This window comes from Roseateles sp. P5_D6 (assembly GCF_054049415.1).
Window position 1 is genome coordinate 227,794 of the sequence record NZ_JBFUMK010000009.1, and the last position, 18,393, is coordinate 246,186.

The 18,393-nt window shown below is 64.0% G+C and carries 18 protein-coding genes and 1 tRNA gene; 7 read left to right on the forward strand and 12 right to left on the reverse strand.

Going from position 1 to position 18,393, the window contains the following annotated elements; all coding sequences use genetic code 11:
* The 4 genes from ACXJKM_RS14665 to ACXJKM_RS14680 all read left to right on the forward strand — a co-directional run bounded on the left by ACXJKM_RS14665 (position 1) and on the right by ACXJKM_RS14680 (position 4,323).
* On the forward strand, positions 1-2,589 hold the full coding sequence (locus ACXJKM_RS14665; RefSeq protein WP_457353232.1) for a [protein-PII] uridylyltransferase: 2,589 nt from the start codon (positions 1-3) through the stop codon (positions 2,587-2,589).
* A gap of 103 nt (positions 2,590-2,692) precedes the next feature.
* Entirely contained in the window at positions 2,693-3,484 is a 792-nt protein-coding gene (locus ACXJKM_RS14670; protein ID WP_056193386.1) for a DUF2189 domain-containing protein, read from the forward strand.
* Between the two features lie 3 nt (positions 3,485-3,487).
* Positions 3,488-3,706 carry a DUF2788 domain-containing protein gene (locus ACXJKM_RS14675; RefSeq protein WP_056193383.1) on the forward strand — a complete coding sequence of 73 codons (219 nt, stop codon included), beginning with the start codon at positions 3,488-3,490 and terminating at the stop codon, positions 3,704-3,706.
* Positions 3,703-4,323, forward strand: a complete 621-nt coding sequence (locus tag ACXJKM_RS14680) for a YitT family protein (protein WP_457353234.1) — start codon at positions 3,703-3,705, stop codon at positions 4,321-4,323. Before ACXJKM_RS14675 ends, ACXJKM_RS14680 begins: the two co-directional genes overlap by 4 nt.
* Positions 4,324-4,326: 3 nt before the next feature.
* Here ACXJKM_RS14680 and ACXJKM_RS14685 read toward each other — a convergent pair whose 3' ends face one another.
* The 4 genes from ACXJKM_RS14685 to ACXJKM_RS14700 all read right to left on the reverse strand — a co-directional run bounded on the left by ACXJKM_RS14685 (position 4,327) and on the right by ACXJKM_RS14700 (position 7,696).
* Positions 4,327-4,902: a DUF3501 family protein gene (locus ACXJKM_RS14685; protein ID WP_056193377.1), complete on the reverse strand. Its 576-nt coding sequence runs from the start codon at positions 4,900-4,902 to the stop codon at positions 4,327-4,329.
* Complete coding sequence (locus tag ACXJKM_RS14690) at positions 4,899-6,248, reverse strand: (Fe-S)-binding protein (RefSeq protein WP_457353236.1); 1,350 nt, start codon at positions 6,246-6,248, stop codon at positions 4,899-4,901. Before ACXJKM_RS14690 ends, ACXJKM_RS14685 begins: the two co-directional genes overlap by 4 nt.
* A 59-nt stretch (positions 6,249-6,307) precedes the next feature.
* Positions 6,308-6,727: a rubrerythrin family protein gene (locus tag ACXJKM_RS14695; protein ID WP_056193371.1), complete on the reverse strand. Its 420-nt coding sequence runs from the start codon at positions 6,725-6,727 to the stop codon at positions 6,308-6,310.
* A gap of 78 nt (positions 6,728-6,805) precedes the next feature.
* Entirely contained in the window at positions 6,806-7,696 is an 891-nt protein-coding gene (locus ACXJKM_RS14700; RefSeq protein ID WP_457353238.1) for an alpha/beta hydrolase, read from the reverse strand.
* 62 nt (positions 7,697-7,758) lie between these two features.
* Here ACXJKM_RS14700 and ACXJKM_RS14705 point away from each other — a divergent pair.
* Both ACXJKM_RS14705 and ACXJKM_RS14710 read left to right on the forward strand, forming a co-directional pair.
* Positions 7,759-7,834: transfer RNA gene (locus ACXJKM_RS14705), tRNA-Ala, on the forward strand.
* 181 nt (positions 7,835-8,015) lie between these two features.
* Positions 8,016-9,407 (forward strand): tyrosine-type recombinase/integrase, encoded by a 1,392-nt coding sequence (locus ACXJKM_RS14710; RefSeq protein WP_457353240.1) that lies wholly within the window; start codon positions 8,016-8,018, stop codon positions 9,405-9,407.
* A gap of 341 nt (positions 9,408-9,748) precedes the next feature.
* Here the strand turns inward: ACXJKM_RS14710 and ACXJKM_RS14715 are convergent, their stop codons facing one another.
* Positions 9,749-9,985, reverse strand: a complete 237-nt coding sequence (locus ACXJKM_RS14715; protein ID WP_457353242.1) for a hypothetical protein — start codon at positions 9,983-9,985, stop codon at positions 9,749-9,751.
* Between the two features lie 74 nt (positions 9,986-10,059).
* Positions 10,060-10,239: a hypothetical protein gene (locus ACXJKM_RS14720; protein WP_457353244.1), complete on the reverse strand. Its 180-nt coding sequence runs from the start codon at positions 10,237-10,239 to the stop codon at positions 10,060-10,062.
* A 222-nt stretch (positions 10,240-10,461) separates the two neighbouring features.
* Between ACXJKM_RS14720 and ACXJKM_RS14725 the strand changes: the two genes are divergently transcribed.
* Positions 10,462-10,737, forward strand: coding sequence for a hypothetical protein (locus ACXJKM_RS14725; RefSeq protein WP_457353246.1), 276 nt, complete (start codon positions 10,462-10,464; stop codon positions 10,735-10,737).
* Positions 10,738-10,990: 253 nt separating this feature from the next.
* On the opposite strand, the gene ACXJKM_RS14730 is transcribed toward ACXJKM_RS14725, so the two are convergent.
* The 6 genes from ACXJKM_RS14730 to ACXJKM_RS14755 form a co-directional block, all read right to left on the reverse strand.
* A complete protein-coding gene (locus ACXJKM_RS14730; protein ID WP_457353248.1) occupies positions 10,991-11,326 on the reverse strand; it encodes a hypothetical protein in 336 nt (111 codons plus the stop codon).
* 425 nt (positions 11,327-11,751) lie between these two features.
* On the reverse strand, positions 11,752-12,552 hold the full coding sequence (locus ACXJKM_RS14735; protein WP_457353250.1) for a PEP-CTERM sorting domain-containing protein: 801 nt from the start codon (positions 12,550-12,552) through the stop codon (positions 11,752-11,754).
* 543 nt (positions 12,553-13,095) lie between these two features.
* The gene (locus ACXJKM_RS14740) at positions 13,096-15,285 is read right to left on the reverse strand and encodes a WD40/YVTN/BNR-like repeat-containing protein (RefSeq protein ID WP_457353252.1); all 2,190 of its coding nucleotides are present in this window, start codon (positions 15,283-15,285) and stop codon (positions 13,096-13,098) included.
* 115 nt (positions 15,286-15,400) lie between these two features.
* On the reverse strand, positions 15,401-15,535 hold the full coding sequence (locus ACXJKM_RS14745) for a hypothetical protein (RefSeq protein ID WP_457353254.1): 135 nt from the start codon (positions 15,533-15,535) through the stop codon (positions 15,401-15,403).
* A gap of 75 nt (positions 15,536-15,610) precedes the next feature.
* Positions 15,611-17,749 (reverse strand): hypothetical protein, encoded by a 2,139-nt coding sequence (locus ACXJKM_RS14750; protein ID WP_457353256.1) that lies wholly within the window; start codon positions 17,747-17,749, stop codon positions 15,611-15,613.
* Positions 17,750-17,980: 231 nt separating this feature from the next.
* Positions 17,981-18,393: hypothetical protein (locus ACXJKM_RS14755; RefSeq protein WP_457353258.1), on the reverse strand; the 413-nt coding region annotated here is incomplete at its 5' end.

The following is an 18,393-nucleotide window of genomic DNA, read 5'->3' on the forward strand; positions in this document are numbered from 1 at the left end:
GTGGCCACGCTCGCCGAGCTCCGCCAGCAGTTCAAGGCGGGCAAGCAGACGCTGATCGACGACTTCCTGGCCGCGCGGCCCACGCAGGCCGGCGCCCAGACCCTGCTGCGCCGCCTGGCCCGCCATGTCGACGACGCGCTGCGCGCGCTCTGGGACGGTGCCGGCATGCCCGCGGGCTCCTGTCTTGCGGCCGTCGGCGGCTACGGCCGTGGCGAGCTCTTCCCGCATTCCGACGTCGACGTGCTCGTGCTGCTGCCCGATGGCGTCGAGGCCCATGTGCCCGGCCCGGTCAAGTCGGCCATCGAAGGTTTCATCACGGCCTGCTGGGACCTGGGCCTGGAGATCGGCTCCTCGGTGCGCACGCTGGGAGAATGCCTCAGCGAGTCCGAGGGCGACGTGACCATCCAGACGGCCCTGCTCGAGGCCCGGCCACTGGCCGGAGACGCCAAGCTGTTCAAGCTGATGGCCAAGCGCTTCATGGCGGCCATGGACCCCAAGGCGTTCTTTCGCGCCAAGACCCTGGAGAGCCTGCAGCGCCACACCAAGTTCGACGACACGCCCTACGCGCTGGAGCCCAACTGCAAGGAAAGCCCCGGCGGCCTGCGTGACCTGCAGATGCTGATCTGGATCGCGCGCGCGGCGGGCCTGGGCAAGACCTGGAAGGCCCTCAGCGCACGCGGCCTCATCACGCCCTTCGAGAGCCGCCAGTTGCAGCGCAACGAGGGTCAATTGACGCTGATCCGGGCGCGACTGCATGCGGTCGCCGGCCGGCGCGAGGACCGTCTTGTGTTCGACCTGCAGACCGCCGTCGCGCAAAGCTTCGGCTTCGAGAGCACGGCTTCGCAGCGGGCCTCCGAGGTGCTGATGCGACGCTACTACTGGGCGGCCAAGGCCGTCACGCAGCTGCACCAGATCCTGCTGCTGAACCTGGAGGAGCAGATCAATGGCTCCCAGCAGGGCTTGCTGCGGCCCATCGACGGCCACCCGGACTTCCTGGACCGCGGCCGCATGCTGGAGGTCGCCAGCGACGACCTGTACCAGCGCGACCCGCACGCCATCCTGCGCACCTTCCTGATCTACCAGCAGACGCCGGGCATCAAGGGCCTGTCGGCGCGCACGCTGCGGGCGCTGTACAACGCCCGCGGCCTGATGGACGCAGCCTGGCGCCGCGACCCGGTCAACCGGGCGACCTTCATGACGATGCTGCGCGAGCCCGAGGGCCAGACGCATGCCTTCCGGCTCATGAACCAGACCTCGGTGCTGGGGCGCTACCTGTGGGTGTTCCGCGCCATCGTCGGGCAGATGCAGCACGATCTCTTCCACGTCTACACCGTGGACCAGCACATCCTGATGGTGCTGCGCAATGTGCGGCGCTTCTTCGTGCCGGAGCATGCCCACGAGTACCCGTTCTGCTCGCAACTTGCCGCGCAGTTCGACACGCCCGAGCTGCTCTATATCGCCGCCCTCTTCCACGATGTGGCCAAGGGCCGCGGCGGCGACCACTCGGAGCTCGGCGCCACCGAGGTGAAGCGCTTCTGCCGCCAGCATGGGTTGAACGCGGAGGACACGGCCATGTGCGTCTTCCTCGTCGAGCACCACCTGACGATGTCGCGCGTGGCGCAGAAGGAAGACCTGTCCGACCCCGACGTCATCGCCGCCTTCGCCGCCAAGGTCGGTGACGTGCGTCGCCTGACGGCGCTGTACCTGCTGACCGTCGCGGACATCCGCGGCACCAGCCCCAAGGTCTGGAATGCCTGGAAGGGCAAGCTGCTGGAGGACCTCTACCGCATCACGCTGCGTGCCTTGGGTGGAGCCAAGATCAATCTCGACGCCGAGATCGAGGCACGCAAGGCCGAGGCCCGCCAGGACCTGGCCCTGCACTCCCAGCTTCCCGGTACCGAGGAGCCGCTGTGGAAGACGCTGGCCATCAGCTACTTCGCGCGCCATGAAGGCGCCGAGCTGGCCTGGCACGCGCGTTCGCTGTGGCGCCATGTCGAGACCCAGGTCCCCGTCGTGCGCGCGCGTCCCTCGCCCATCGGCGAGGGCTTGCAGGTCCTGGTCTACGCACCCGACCAGCAGGACCTGTTCGCCCGCATCTGCGGCTATTTCGACGGTGCCGGCTTCAGCATCCTCGATGCCAAGGTGCACACGACACGCAGGGGCTATGCGCTGGACACCTTCCAGGTCATCCGCCCCGAGGCCGACGTGCACCACCGCGACCTCGTGCCGCTGGTGGAGCAGAAGCTCAGCGCGGCGCTGCAGACCGGCGGCCCACTGCCCGAGCCGCGGCGCGGGCGCCTCTCGCGCCGCGTCAAGAGCTTCCCCTACACGCCGCGCATCTCACTGCGCCCGGACGAGCGCGCGACGGCCTGGTTGCTGACCATCTCCACCAGCGACCGCGCCGGCCTGCTCTACGCCATCGCCCGTGTGCTGGCGCGACACGGCATCAACCTGCAGCTGGCCAAGATCTCGACGCTGGGCGAGCGCGTGGAAGACACGTTCTTGCTCGACGGCCCGGCACTCCAGCAGAACAAGGCCCAGCTGCAGATCGAGAGCGAGCTGCTGGACGCGGTGTCGCTGCCGGCCTGACAAGCCCACCCCTACCGGCTTCGCTGCCGTGGCCGCCCAACGCAGCACGGCTTGAGCCGCATCAAGGCAGCCGGCGGCCGAGCACGCCACACTTGGCACCGCCATGCCCAACCGCTACAGCGAAAAGGCCCTGAGGGAGTCCCAGGCCTTCGGCGCCCGTCCCATTCCCGTGCTGCGCCCGCTGGGCTGGCTCGCGCGCGGCTGGCAGGACCTGTGGCAGGCGCCGCTGGCCTCGCTCGCCCACGGCCTGGTCATGGCCGCGTTCGGCGCCCTGCTCTTCGCGCTGGCGCGAGACCGCTTCTGGTTGCTGGCGGGCGCCTTCACCGGCTTCCTCATCATCGCGCCCATCCTGGCCACCGGCCTGTACGCGCTCAGCCGCGAGCTGGACCGGGGCGGGCAACCCGGCTGGCGCACGGTGCGCGACGCCTGGCGCCCGCGCGACGGCCGGCTCATCGTCTTCGGCGTGCTGCTGGCCTTCGCCGGCACGGGCTGGGTGCTGTGCTCCGCGGCCTTCGTGACCGGCTTTGCCGCCGACCCCATCCACAGCCCGCGCGACTTCCTGCTCAAGGTCGTGATGAACGACGAATCCCGGCTCTTCGAGACCTGGCTCATGCTGGGTGCGGTGCTCGCCGCGCCGGTTTTCGCCTCCACCGTCGTGGCCATCCCGGCGCTGGTAGACCTGCCTCCGCACAAGCTGGGCGTGCTCGGCGCGGTGTTCACGAGCTGGAAGGTCGTGCTGGCGCACCCCGCCCCCATGGCGCTCTGGGCCGCCCTCCTCCTCGCATTGACGCTGCTGGGCATGGCCACCGCGCTGTTGGGCCTGATCCTCGTCGTGCCTTGGCTGGGCCACGCGAGCTGGCACGCCTACCGCGACCTTGTCACCCGCCGGGACTGAACCATGTGGGGCTACACCGAAGCCGAGATCGCGCAGTTCGGCCTGACCTTCGGGGTTGGCGCCTTCATGCTCTACATGGTGTTCATCATCCTGCAGCTGGCGCGCGAGTCCAAGGCGGGTCGCTTCGGCACCTTCGTGCTGCTGCTGGGCCTGGGCTTCGGCCTTGTCGGCTTCGCGGCCAAGGGCGTCATCAAGTACTTCCTGTCCGGAGCCATCGGATGAAGCCGCCCTCTGCGGCAAGCCGCACCTTGAAGCACAGCCATTTCGAGGACGCCCAGGCCCTGCTCACCGGCACGCTGTTCGCCGCGCTGGGCGTGGCCCTGTTCAAGCAGGCCGGCCTGCTCAGTGGCGGCACGGTCGGCATCGCCTTCCTGCTGCACTACGCCTTCGGCTGGTCGTTCGGCCTGCTGTTCTTTGCCATCAACCTGCCGTTCTATGCGCTGGCCTGGCGTCGCATGGGAGCTGCGTTCACGGTGAAGAGCCTGCTGGCCGTCGCGCTGCTGGCGGCGCTCGCCGAGGCCTTGCCCGGCTGGCTGAGCATCAGCCAGCTCAACCCCTGGTTCGGCGCCATCGGCGGCGGGCTGCTCGTGGGCGCGGGGCTGATCATCCTGTTCCGCCACCGGGCGTCCCTCGGTGGGCTCAACGTGCTGGTGCTGTGGCTGCAGGAAACGCGCGGCTGGCGTGCCGGCTATCTGCAGGCCGGCCTGGACACGGCCATCCTGCTCGCCGCCCTGCCCCTGGTGCCGCTGGATCGCATCGGCCTGTCGCTGCTGGGCATGGCGGCCATCAACGCGGCCCTGGCCATCAACCACCGACCCGGCCGCTACGTGGCGACCTGAGCGTCACGCCAGATCACCGGCAAGGCTGGCCAGTGTCTCGGGCGTGATCTGCACGTGTGCGGGGTAGTGGGTGTGATCGCAGCCGAGCTTCACGCTCGCGCCCGCCTTGAGCGCCTGCCGCATGGCCGGTGTGAGCTCGAAGCGCACGAAGTGCACGGCTGAGGTCTTCTCGTCGTTCTCGCGGTCCAGGTCCTCGTCGGCGATGGCATAGACGCGCGGCTGGCCCTCCACCTCGATGAACATCCGGTCCTCCACGCCGATCAGCCGCGCCAGCTCCCGCTTGCGTTCGTTGGGGTCGGGATATTCGATGAGGAGCGTCCCCTTCCAGTTCGTGCCGTCGGGCACCAGCGGCGCATAGGCATCGATCTCGCCCTGGATGCCCTCTTCCTCGAAGATCTTCTCGATGCGCAGCATCTCCTGGATCTGGTAGCGAATGGTGCGCTCGTCCTCGAACTGCAGGTTCAGGTGCTCGCCCAGCTGCACGCTGCGCAGCCGGCGGTGGGCGACGATTGAACCCTTCTCGGTCTTGCGGAACTTCGCATAGGCCTCCAGCGTCATCAGGCTGTCTTTGGTGATCATGGCAAGCCGTAAGCAGTACGCATCAAGGTCAGTGGGTGAGCCAGGGCCTTGGCCGGCGTGCCGGCCTGCGCCATGCCCTGGGCGATGTGGTGGCCGGCCAGCGCACAGTCGCTGGCGATGAAGTCGGGCTCGTCCTTGGCCATGGCCTTGAACACCGGCTTGCCGATCTTCATCGCGACCGGGTGAGTGGGCGTCTTCACGCCATAGGTGCCCGCATGGCCCGAACAGCGCTCGACGGTGTTGAGCTTGACCTCCACGCTCCGGCCGATCAGCCTGAACATTTCCTCGGTCTTGCGGCCGATCTTCTGCACCCGGCCGTGGCAGGGTACGTGGTATGACACCCTGCCCAGGGCTTGCTTGAAATCGGTCCGCAGCAAACCGTCCTTGTGGCGGGCGACGAGGTATTCGAACGGGTCCCACATCGCGTCCTGCACGAGCCTCACCGCATCCTCCTCAGGAAACATCAGCGGCAGCTCCTGCTTGAACATCAGCGTGCAACTCGGGATGGCCGACAGGATGGCGAAGCCGTCCTTGGCATAGGGCGCCAGCGTGGCGATGTTGGCCGTCTTGTGCTTCTCCACCGTGGCCAGGTCGCCGAGCTCCAGCTTGGGCATGCCGCAGCAGGCTTCCTTTTCGACGAGGACATAGGGAATGGCGTTGTGCTCCAGCACCTTGAGCAGGTCAAAGCCGATGCCGGGCTCGTTGTAGTTGACGTAGCAGGTCGAGAAGATGGCCACCTTGCCCGGCGTGCGCTCGCCGTTGGTGACGACTTGCGTCTGCGCCTTGGGCGCGCTCCAGCGAAAGCGTTGCGTCGCCAGCGCGGGCAGCCAGGCGTCGGGATGCACGCCCAACTGACCGTCCATCAGCTTGCGTGCGAACTTCGTGCGGTTCACGGCGTTGACGGCTTGCACGACGATGGGAATGCCGGCGAACTGGCCGTGCACGTCGGTGGAGGCCAGGAACTTCTCGCCGCCGCCGACCTCGCCCTTGCCGAATTTGATCGCCTTGGCACGCAGCATGGTGTGCGGGAAGTCGACATTCCACGGGTGCGGCGGCACATAGGGGCACTTGGTCATGTAGCAGAGGTCGCACAGATAACACTGGTCGACGACCTTCCAGAAATCCCGCTTGTCCACGCCATCCAACTCGCCGGTCTTGCCCTCGTCGATGAGATCGAACAGCGTCGGGAAGCTCTGGCACAGCGACACGCAGCGCCGGCAGCCGTGGCAGATGTCAAAGATGCGCTCCATCTCGTGGAGGCATGCCGCCTCGTCGTTGAACTCGGCGCTCTTCCAGTCGAGGGCGTGGCGAGTCGGCGCCTCGAGATTGCCTTCCCTGATGCTCATCGCGGCTCCTGGCCAAGAGGACGGCGGCCGCTGGATTCAGCGGCCGCTCGGTGGACCGCTCAGTCGACCAGCGCGTCCAACGCCTTCTGATACCGGTTGGCATGGGACCGCTCGGCCTTGGCGAGCGTCTCGAACCAGTCGGCAATCTCGTCGAAGCCCTCGTCACGCGCTGTTCGGGCCATGCCTGGGTACATGTCGGTGTACTCGTGTGTTTCACCGGCGACGGCGGCCGCCAGGTTCTGGCGGCTGCTGCCAATCGGCAGCCCGGTGGCGGGGTCGCCCACGGCCTCCAGGAACTCGAGATGGCCATGGGCATGGCCCGTCTCGCCTTCGGCCGTCGAGCGGAACAATGCCGCCACGTCGTTCTGCCCTTCGATGTCCGCCTTGTTGGCGAAGTAGAGGTAGCGGCGGTTGGCCTGGGATTCGCCGGCAAAGGCGTCCTTCAGGTGCTGCTCGGTCTTGGAACCTTTCAAGCTCATCGCAGTCTCCGTGGGGTGGGAGACGGCGACGCTACTCCTGTGCGGCCACGCCCAGCCAATGGATAGCTTCAATGCACCTCATAGCAGGCCGCTATACCAGCGCAAACCGAGCAGCTGGCGCGCGAGTTGATGGGAGCGGCCCTGGGGGTCGGCCAGATCGTGCAGCACGGTGAAATGGTTGCAGCCTGGCAACTCTTCGCAGACCGGTACTGCGCGTGCGCCCCAGGCCTGGCGGATCAGCTGGTTCTGGCGCCGGTACTCCTCACTCTCCAGGGCACCGACGACGGCGAACAGCGTCTGCGGCGAGCGCGGCGGCGGAAAGTGGATGGGGCTCAGCCGGCGCACGCTGGCCGCATCCAGCTGAAGATCGGTCTGCAGAAAGGGCACGCGGCGCAGCGGCGCCAGGTCGTGCAGGCCCGACACCGACATTGCGCCCTGCACAAGGCGCCGCGGCAGGTCCTTGCCGACACGCTTCCAATCGCAGCAGCTCAGCATCGCCGCCAGATGACCACCGGCCGAATGGCCGACGAGGACGATGCGGCTGGGGTCGCCGCCATGCTCTGCCGCGTGCCGCCAGGCCCACGCCACGGCTGAAGTGAGCTGCATCGCAATGCGATCGATGCCGACGCCAGGGCAGAGGTCGTAGTTCGGCACGACGACGAGGGCTCCTTCGTCCGTGAAGCCTGCGGCCAGGAAGGAATAGTCCGACTTGTCCAGGGACCGCCAGTAGCCGCCATGGATGACGACGAGAACCGGCGCGAAACCGCCGGCAAACGCCGGGTCGGGCGTGAAGACGTCCAGCGTCTGCTTGGGATCAGGCCCGTAGCGCAGGTTCAGATGGCAGCTAGAGCGCTCGCGCACCAGCGCAGACGCCTGGGCCCAGCGCCCGAGGATGTCGGCACTGTCGGCCACACGCTGGCGGTTGTTGTACTGGGCCTCGAACCAGGCCGTCGGCTTGCGGGGCGTCATGGGCGAAGACGATAGCAGCCGGCCAAGATCCTCCAGCCAGGGCTATACTTTTTCGGTCGCGTGGGGGGGTAGCTCAGCTGGGAGAGCGCCGCGTTCGCAATGCGGAGGTCGGGAGTTCGATCCTCCTCCTCTCCACCAACCGATCATCCTGCACGGTCCCGCGCCGCCCCAGGAAATCCAGAAAGCCCTTGAGAATCAATGCTCTGGGGCTTTTTTCTTTTTCTTACGGTCCCAGGCGGTCTCGCAAGATCCGAGATCACATTGCAGTAACTGGCACAGTAACTCGAAAATTTCGACGTTCCCGCTGAAAAGTTACTGCATGGCGCAGCACCTCATCCCCTCAACCGCCACGATCAAGGCCATCAAGCCGGGCGATCCCAGGCAACGGCTTGGCGACGGCGCAGGTCTCTACCTTCTGCTGTTCGTCAAGGGCGGCTCCCATGGCTGGCGCTTCGACTACTCCTTTGACGGCAAGCGCAAGACGCTCAGCCTGGGGACCTATCCGGCGACCGGTCTCGCCCTCGCCCGCAAGCAAGCGGATGAGGCCCGAAAGCTTGTTCGCGAAGGTGTCGACCCTAGCGGCCGCAGGCAAGCCAAGAAGGCTGCGGTCATCAAGGAGCGCAGGCTCTCCGAACTGGCCGATGCCGGAATCGCTCCGCCAGGAACCTTTGAGGCTGTCGCACGCGAATGGTTCGCCAAGAAAGAGCCAACCTGGGCAGAGTCCCACTCAKACAAAATCATTCGCCGGCTGGAGCGGGACGTCTTCCCCTGGATCGGGACGCGGCCGATTGGCACGATCGCGCCGACCGAACTTCTCACGATCTTGAAGCGAGTGGAAGAACGCGGCGCCATCGAGACGACTCATCGAGTTCAGCAGAACTGCGGCCAGGTTTTTCGCTTCGCCGTCGCCACGGGCCAAGCTGAAAGCGATCCCAGTCGCGATCTACGCGGAGCACTTCCGGCGTGGCGCCCGGAGCACTATCCAACCATCACGGACCCGCGCGAGGTTGGACGGTTGCTCCTGGACCTCGACAGCCACACCGGTGGGCTGATCACCAGGTGCGCCCTGAAGCTGACGCCGCTCTTGTTCGTACGGCCAGGAGAACTACGGCGTGCCGAATGGTCCGAATTCAACTTTGACAACGCCGAGTGGCGCATACCTGCAGCCAAGATGAAGGGGCGCACGATGCACATCGTCCCGCTTGCGAAGCAGGCAGTCGCGCTATTCAAGGAACTGCAGGCCCTCACGGGAGGTGGCAAGTGGGTGTTCCCGGGCAACAGGACCAACGGCGAACCGATGAGCGAGAACACTGTCAATGCAGCGCTTCGCCGCCTTGGCTATGACCGCACGATGCTGACGGCACACGGCTTCCGCGGCATGGCCTCGACCATGCTCCATGAGCGCGGCTGGCCCTCCGACGTCATTGAGCGGCAGCTATCCCATACCGAACGCAACGCCGTGAAGGCGGCCTACAACCATGCGGAGCACCTTCCAAAGCGCCGAGAGATGATGCAGGAGTGGGCGAACTATCTGGACGCCCTTAGGGCGTCCGCTGCGGCGTGGACGAATGGGAAACAGGTCGAACGCCGCAAGGAAGCCGGCGACTTTGCGGCGTCTTATGACCAACTTCTTCAACTGAGCGTGACTCAGGGGACTCAAAATCCCCCGCCGCAAGGTGTGCCGGTTCGAGTCCGGCCCCGGGCACCATAGGTAAACAGCCTAGTTTTGTGCGGCAGACGCGGGAAGCGTTCCGCATTTGTTCCGCTACATGTTCCGCATTTGCTCCGCTTAACGCGGGTTGCTTGAACTGTGGCGAAGCCGGAGATCAGCCCAGTGGTCCGACGCGCTGACGGAGATTGAACAGTTCAACGGAAGCCGCGCCAACGGGTGGCATCCGGAGAAACTAAGGCTCCAAAAGAAACCCCGGCGCAAGGCCGGGGCTGAACCCTCTTCGCTGTCACGTAGAGGCCTGCTCAGGGAGGTGAAGCAGGGGGCCGTGGCCCGCCGCTACTGTACGCCGTCCGGATGCTCATGGCAGATCGACGACGGCCTCACTCCCCTGAAGTGGCAAGCCTCACCGCCCCTTGGCGATCCGCCTCTTGCATCGCCTTCCTATGGTCGGAGAACGCCTCTGCCAGGCGCTGACCGATTCCAGGGCCAGTGGCGATGCTCATGACCAGCTTCCCTTCGCCATCTAGGGCGCATATCAGCCCTGGGGCTCGCTCGAAAGACAACCGGCCCACGCCAGCCACCGGGCCGAAGCTGCGGTTGAACTCAAACAAGGCCATGGTCTTCTCCCACTTAGGTATTGAACTCGGTCACTACGTCCCGTAGGCGGAGCGCCAACATCAGGCCGGTGGCCTCAGATGAAACGGGTGTGGCGCCCCTCGAAGCACTCGAAGATGTCGCTCCATGCGTCCGCGCCCACTTCGTCCACCTCGACGGCGGTAAGGAACTGAACCTTCCTCAACTCATCGCGCATGGCGTCGGGCCACTGCTCGTTGTGAGTGCGGTCTGCGGTGCGGCGTTCGACGACGGGCATGGAGTTCTCTCCTGGGCTTGCGGGGTTTGAGGGCGTCTGGTTCATAGCGCCGCCAGTGTCTGAACCCAGGGCGCGGATGGGTATCGCCCTCAAGAGGGAGGCCAACGGGCCGCATCCCCCAAAAGGGGGAGACCCCTCGCTCAGATCCCCACTAAGGGCGATGGTCTGAACCTCCTGCGGTCGAGACACTGACGGTCATCGAAAGTCACCCAGGAGCCCGCCATGACAGCCATCGCCACCGTTGCCGCCCACCGCGCCATCCAGTTCCCCGGCCTGTCGAAGCGCTCAGCCGACAAGATCCAGCCGATCCAGCGCAATGTGCAGCGCAGCTACGCCAACGAGGTCCGAGACAGCATCATGCGTCGCACCCGCCAGATGAGCGGCACGCAGTCCCACAACCGCCGAGTCCAATTCCTGGCTGGCGTTGATGTGCGCGAGATCAGCATGGAAGATTGGGTCAAAGCCAACGAGGCGTACCGGCCCGTCTGGTTCGGCTAATCCGCCGCATCGGCCTAGACAGGAGATGAATCAGCGCCCGCGCCTTGGAAGCCTCTACCTGAGCCGGCCGACTGGGAGAGCGAGCCAGACATGTTCGCGGACGAATGGCGCGAAGCCGCGGCACAACCGAAGGCGCGCAAACGCCAATCGGAGCAGAGCAGGCCGAGGCCGAGGCCGAGGCCGAAGGCCGAGAAGAAGGACGATCCGCCGGCTCCTGAGACCGGCGACCTGTTTAGCTAAGGCGCTCTCACGGTCAGTCCCTGCGCCGGCCGTCGTTTGCCTTGTAGCGCCGCTCGCACCACAGGACCATCACCTGGCGCCGCAGCTCGCTCATACGCTCCAGGTAGGCAACCTCGCCCATGCGATGTTGGAGATCGTCGTCGATCTCCTCAGAGCGCTCGGCAATGCCAGCACGCCAGTCCCAGTTGAGGCTCTGCGCGTCCATCTCCCCATAGTCGATCTCGAACACCAGATCGCTGGAGTGGAAGGCCAGCGCCGGGGCGGCAAGGCTGCGCTTCGGGTCGTCATCAATGCGCCAGTCAGCGCGCCAGGGTTCGATGCCTTGGGCCATGGCGTGACGATACGCCATGCGCTTTGCTCATCGGACCGCGCGACCCTGCCAAGCACAGGTCGCGCACTCGGTCCAGATCGAGCGGGGAACAAATCAGGGAACCCGACCAGTCGCGTCTCGCCAGCACGCACCATGGCGCGGCTTTGCCGGCGATATTCAAGGCCCCGATCGGACTATGAGCGCGCGCAAAGTCGCTTCCGACGCCTCGTCGGGAGTTGATTCACCGGCAGGCGCTCACGTCTGGTGCAACGACACGTAGTCTCGCAATAGGCCCTCGCCTCCGGCAACCATCGATGAGACCTGCTGCCGCAGAGTTTGATTTCCTTTGATGGTTTTCAAACGCTAGGCGTAGCTGCCTTGTCGTCGGCCGGCCGATGGATCCTGATTGTTTTTCAATCGCCGGAGCGGTCTCTGCATAGTCGCCGCAAGGATCGTCGTCGCCGTCAAACGCGCCGACGCCGCGCCAGAGCTGCGACCCCCAATAGGCCCAAGGCCGTCATCAGCCACGAAGCGGGCTCGGGGACAGCGGAAGCCAGAGCGCCATTGCCCACGTACGCCGAGGCAATCATGTCAACGTGGGCATACGAGTCGAGCCCCACCGGGTTGACGAACATCTGGGAGAACACCCGCACCTGGGAATCCTCAGCCGGCAGGAACGGCGGATTGGCGGAGGTCACATTCCCACTGATGCGATAGACCTCACCATTGATGAACTGCGGACTGAACACCAGGAAGGTATCGAACTTCGCGACGTGCGGAACAGTGTTGGTGCCGGTCGGCTGCCCGGCGCTAAGGGCAGAGCCGAACATCGTGCCGCCGACGGTCACGGATCCGTGAGCGGGCAGGAAGATGTCATAGACGACCTCAGCCTGGGCGTTGACAGAAGCGTTGAATGCATCGGCTGACGCGCTCGCCGTCAGCGTGTTGAAGAAGCCGCCGGAAGTGGTTGCTTTGGCCGACATGTCCGTCCCCGGCGGCACGGTGAAATGCGTAGACCAAACCAGCAGGTCCAGGCGCCGTCGATAGTCTGTGACCTCAAGGTAGTCACCGTCGGCGTTGATGAGCCCGTGGGTATAGACGACGCTCGACGGGAATGAGTTCTGAGCGATGGAAGTCGGCGCCAGCACAGTTGGCACCACGTTTCCAAGCGCATCCTTGACGATCAGGCTGGTCAGCGTGATGCGGGTTTCTACAACCCCGATTGCATGAGCGGCAAAGGCGGCGGCCAGGCTGGCAGCGCCCACAAAGAACCTGAGGGGGAGACTGGATCGCACAGCGTGTTCCTCCGACTGCGGGATGCAGTTTGTCGATCCATGCTCTCAGAAGGAGAGTTAGGCGGCAAGCGGCAAGAACGGCACTCGACCCCCCGGATCATGGGGCGCCGGGGCCGTCCTCGATCAACGTCCCTGGGAAACCGAGCAGGTCACCGATAGCTCAGCGACCTAGTAGTACTTATGGCCGGCCTCGCGCCAAAGAATTTCAGCCTCCTGCATCCTGCCCTTCCCAGCACTCGGCGCAACGGTCCTCCAGGAGTACGCTTATTCGATTGGTTCATACCTGACCACACTTGCCATCTGATTCGAAGCCATGAAGCAGCAGCCCCCGCGTAGGCGTCCGGCCGATCGGATTGAAAAGCATGCTCAGTCGCCCGAAACATCGGCGGGCGGCTTGCAGGCACCGACGAAGATCCAACCAGCCGGTGAGCGCATTCCTGAACCGAAGGGGAACTTGGCCTCGCGGTCAAAGTCCTTCATCAAAAAACGCTAGGGACCGACTGCTCGCGATCACTACGAAAGTTGCAACCGCCATATGGAGCGGCCGTAAGTGGCGGCCAGCAGCGTCTTGCTCGCAGAGTGATAGACCAGATCCACCACCATCGACGGCGGAAGATTGCCCGTTGCGTTTTGCCAGGACGTTCCGCCGTCGGTTGTGACGTAGACCCCAGCATCATTCGCAACCCACATCTCGCTGGGCTTATCGGGTCTGACAAGCACGGCATGATGTGGAACGTCAGGCAGTTGCCCGCCGTCTATGTCCTTCCACGTAGAGCCGGCATCAGCCGATCGAAAGACGTGTCGGCTTCCGAAGTTCGCAACCGTGATCGTGACATCGGCAGCGTTGTCTGGGTGGGTCTCGATGCGAGTAATCATCGTCCCCGGCATCGGGCCTCCGGCGAGGTTGGCACTCCACGTCGACCCACCGTCCAAACTCCGAAAGAACGCTCCGTTCTCGGTGGCGACGTAGACGTGCTTTGAATCAGCCCTGGCAACGTCGATTGCACTGATTGCGCTGCCATCGAGCACCGGAGTCAGGGCTTGCCAAGAGACCCCGTCGTTGCGAGTTCGATAGACCCGCGTACTTCCAGTGAAGATCGTCGCGGAATCATTCGGATCGATGGTGATGTACACCATCCAGATCGCTCGCTTCTCGTCATCTGAGAAGGGTGGGCTGACCTTGCGGTTGGTTCCATTACGGAACCGATACATGCCGCCCTTCTGATATGAAGCGTAGATGTGCCCAGACTCTCTCGGGTCGATCACCATCCAGCCGCCATCTCCGCCTAGGAGCTCAAACGCATCGTCTTGCTTGCCGGTGCTCGTGATCAAAGTGCCGTTGTCTTGCGCACCACCGCCGAACACCCTGATGTCAGTCTGGGCCACATCGACGTCGTAGTACATGGTGATCGCCAGACCGGCACTGCGGTTGCTCCAGCTCTGGCCACTGTCCTCACTAATGTCCACGCCCCCATCGTTTGCGCTGTATATCCGCCCAGCTGGCGCTAAGGGCATCACGAGAACGTGATGATCCGCGTGAGCATAGTCAGGACCACCACGATCTGCGTCCCAGTGGGAAGCCACTCTCCACGTCGATCCTCCATCGTCGGTCCGATGAAGGTCAACACCCCCGCAGATGACTCGGTTGGGATCGAGTGGGTGCACAGCGATGGTGCTGCCATACGACATCTGGCCTTCGTTTGTGAAATGCCCGCGACTGACGTCCGTCCAGCTGTTCCCGCTGTTGATGCTCTTGAAGACCCCCAACACAGCATCGCTCTGCCCCGCGGCATCCGCACAAATCGCGTAGACAACTTTCGGGTTCGAGGGGGCCAGTGCCAGTGAAGTACGCCCGATGCGATCCGGGCTCGGCAAACCGCTCTTGAGCTGAGTCCACGTGCTGCCGCCGTCATTCGAGCGGTAAATGCCGCTGGCCATCCCGCGATCCGTCACCGTCGCGAACACGCGCCCTTGCGTGGCGGGATCGAAGACGATCTTGTGGCACCAATAGTTGGTCTCGGAAACGAAGGTCTCGCGCTTCCACGTTGCGCCACCGTCGGAGGTGACATAGAGCCCCCCGAAATCGTTGTCCTGCGAAACACGGCCGTAGCCGACGCCACCCACCATGACATGCTGAGGATCAAAGGGGTCGACTGCGATGGTCCCAATTCGCCGAGGCAAACCGGAGCTCGCTGATGATGCCCAGACACTCCATGTCGCACCGGAGTCATTGGACTTGTACAGCCCATCCCCAGGATAGGAATCCGCAGAGAGATTCGCTTCGCCCGTGCCGCAATAGAGCGTGCTGGAATTTGAGGGATCGATGGCCAGGGAACCAATCTGTAGCGGCCCATCGGGCGTCCATGCAATGGTCCAACTTTGCCCAGCGTCTGAACTGCTCCAGACACCCCCACCTGCCGCGCCAATCCAGATCCGGTCAGCGTTTGCGGGATCGCAAATCAAGGCTGTGCATCGGCCACCAATGTTGGTTGGCCCCGCAAGTGTCCAATTGGCAGCCGGCGCAACCGCAGCAAGTTCGCCACGCACGCGCTCAACTTCGGCCTGCAGACGTTCTATTGGCGCCTCGCGCACCGGCCATGTGACCCGCGCAGCAAACCAGGCCGCTCGCTGCTTATGCAGCGTCAGCCGCTGCGGCCTCGGAGTCGAAGATCTTTCCTTCGCCGGTCCGGAACGCAATTGCAAGGGCGATTCCTCAGGCTTTGCTCCGCCTCGGCGAGCGCGCCGTCCACCGTTTTCTTGGGCCATGACCTTGCTCCCCTCTTACCTTGCATTCAATAGCGGAACCGACGGGGCCGCCTCACTTGCGGCGCGAGCGCTTGCGCCAAGCTCGAATAAGGATGATTCCAACAACGGGAATCGCAAAGAGCAGAACTTCGAACAGCCCTGAACCATCGTCTGGAGAAAAGCCGAAGATCTTCTCGATAAAGTCCATGTCAACGTCCTCAATGTTTGAAGTGCTGCACCAAGCCACAGCGGATTCACAGAATCTCGTTTGCAATGAATAGATTCAGATCTTCGGTGTGATCCGGATTTGAGCCACCGGCTTCAGCGCGCAACGCTCAAGAGAGACAACCGCGTTGCCCGGTCGCCCTAAGGCGCCCAGCGCCCCCAGGCCAGACAAGAATTTCTGAGCCACCTTCTGTTCTGCAACGGTGTAGCAAGTAATTGATGATGCCAAGTTGTTCCAGTGCCCACTGCTGATTGAAGGGCAAAGCGCCGCACTGCCGGGTTGCATGGTGCCAAGAAAGGTTCTTAGTCGAATGGTCTGGTGCATCGTCCAACCGGCTCCGTGCTGAGCGCCTGAGACATGGAACCGATCGATCAGGCGCTCGGCCGCCATTCGGCCAGCGTTGCCCAATGCGGCGATCGCAGGCGCCGGCATGTCGAGATTCAGCCCCCCCTCGGTCGATCGCTGGCTAATCTGAACGATTCGGTCCTTGTAGCCCGGATAGGGAAACTGGATCTCGTCCCGCCAGTTCTGCATTGTGTTGATGATGCTGCCGAGGAATCCCACCAAGCCGCCCAGCGGCTTGCCGTCGTTCGGCGCGGCCCAATAGCGCAACGCGCCAGCGTGGTTGTCTTCTGCAAGGTAGACACGGCCACCACTGTTCTCCTTGGTCTCCGGATCACTAATGGGGTGATCGGGATGCGCTGCCTTGAGGTTGATCGCAAAGGATGGGTGACCTGGAAGCAGCGCGTCGAACATGTGAAGAGGCATGTTGCTGCCGATGCCGCCGTCTGAGAACCAGATGCGCGTCGCCTTAAAGACAGCCTGAGGGGCCCTGCCCTCCTTCATGGCGTCGCGCATGCGCTTCTTCTCGTCCTGGTTCCGTGTCAGCGTGTAGTCCACGGAGTACAGCGGTACTGCCGAAAGCAGGACCGGGAAGCTCAGACTCATGCGAATGGCGACCACAACAGGCAAATCAGCACCGCGTGGGAACGGCCGCAGCGCCTTCCCTTCAGCGTTGCGGATCATCGTGTCTGCGGCGTAGTCGTCGGGGCGCAGCCCATTCGGACCGGCCGCTTCCGCAGCGGTGGCGCGCCCCTCGATCCAGGCCACGACCCGCGGTGGGAACAGACGATTCAGTTCGCCTATCTCGTAGTACATCGTCGGCGTACCCTCCCGAAAGGGAACGCCATAGATCATTTGCTGGCTCACCGCGCTGGTCATGACCTCGAGGTTCACCGCATCCGGCGCATGGCGATCAGCGCCACCCCAGAGATCACCGAAGGTCAGCGGATGATCTCGATCGGTGACACCTGCAAGCTTGTCGAAGTAGGTGGTAAGCCAATCTGTCAGCCCCGGGAGCTTCTCCTCATCGGCAACCGGTGTGGCCATCGTCCGCCCGCTGCACAAGCCATAGCCATTACCGTGTAGACCACCAAAAAGCGTCACAACGAAGCGCCAGGCGGTCAGGGCCACCAGCAGGGCCCAGATCAGCAAGACGCCAATCAGCAAGGACAGCGCGACTCCAAACAGAGGCCAGGTCCAAGGCGTGCCGACATAAATCTTGAGTGCCAGGACGAACAGTACATACACGCCTGCCATGACCGCGACGAACTGCCAGGCCTGACCTCGAGTAGCGGCCCATTGCGCAGCCAATCCGGCCACGACAAGAGCGCCAATCACGGCCCCGAAGGCGGACCAGCCGGAGACAAGCAGTGATAGCGAACGGACCAGCGGAGCGAGCAAAGCTGCACCGGCTACGAAGACCACCAGCGCCACCGTGAAGTGGTTGGCCAGCATGCGAAACAGCGCGGCAACAACCGCGGGCCGCGCATCCTTGTTCAGCGCCTGAAGCAGCACGGCGAAATGCTGCTGCACCGGCGAGCTTGGCTGGAACAGGCTCAGTAAGCGTGACCGGCCGCTTGGTTGTACGGTTTCGCCCAACCACTCCGGCAGGCCTCTCAATTCATCGAATGCTCCGGCCATGCCGCCCCGCCGTCCACACTCGGCGGCTGCACAGGCCCCGGCAGCGATTGCTCCCGCCGAAGTACCGCCGATGTTCTTGAAGCGGTAGCGCTGGGCAAGCTCGTAGATCAGTTTCGGGTAGATCACGCCGCTCGTGATGCCGCCTTTCATGACGAGATCGCAATGCGGCTCTTCGCCTGAAGAAGCAGCCGAAATGTTTTCAGTGGTGGTCATCGAAGAGTTTCCTTGCTGAAGATGCCTATTGCGAACTGACCAAGACACCGGAAAGCATCACGTTCCGGGGCATCACAACAGCCATCTTCTTTGAGGCGTTATGGAACGAACGGCCCAACAAGAATGGCCCGTATCGAGCCCCATCCATATCTTGAATTGCCTCGGACGCGTTGCCCTCAATGGCACGTCAGGCTGACCCTTACGAACCTCAAGGCATGGAGCCAACACCTGTCACTCTGGCGCTGGCTTTTGCCGAGGAACAGCCTTGTTGGCCAAATAGCCCGCATGGCTGATCCCGAGCAGGGCGACCGTGCTTTGATCAAGCGCGGGAAACTGGAGCAGCCCGTCCGGCTGCGCAAAGTTGAACATCCGCCAAAGCGAGCTGACATACGACGCGGAAATGACCATCGTGAACAGGAACATCTGAAGCTTGGCGAGGTCGACGTGGACCCAGTTGCTCGCTTCATCACCGGTAAACATGTCGGACCAAGACGCGAGCTCTGGCCGCACATTGGTCAGCAATTGCCCCGCCGGGCGCACGTCCTCCCGCTCGCCTCCGGCGGCCTTCACGTCAGCCTTGGCCTGCTCCACGTTCTCGTCGACCGGGGTCTTCTTGATCTTTTCACTGAGCAGCATCGGCGTAC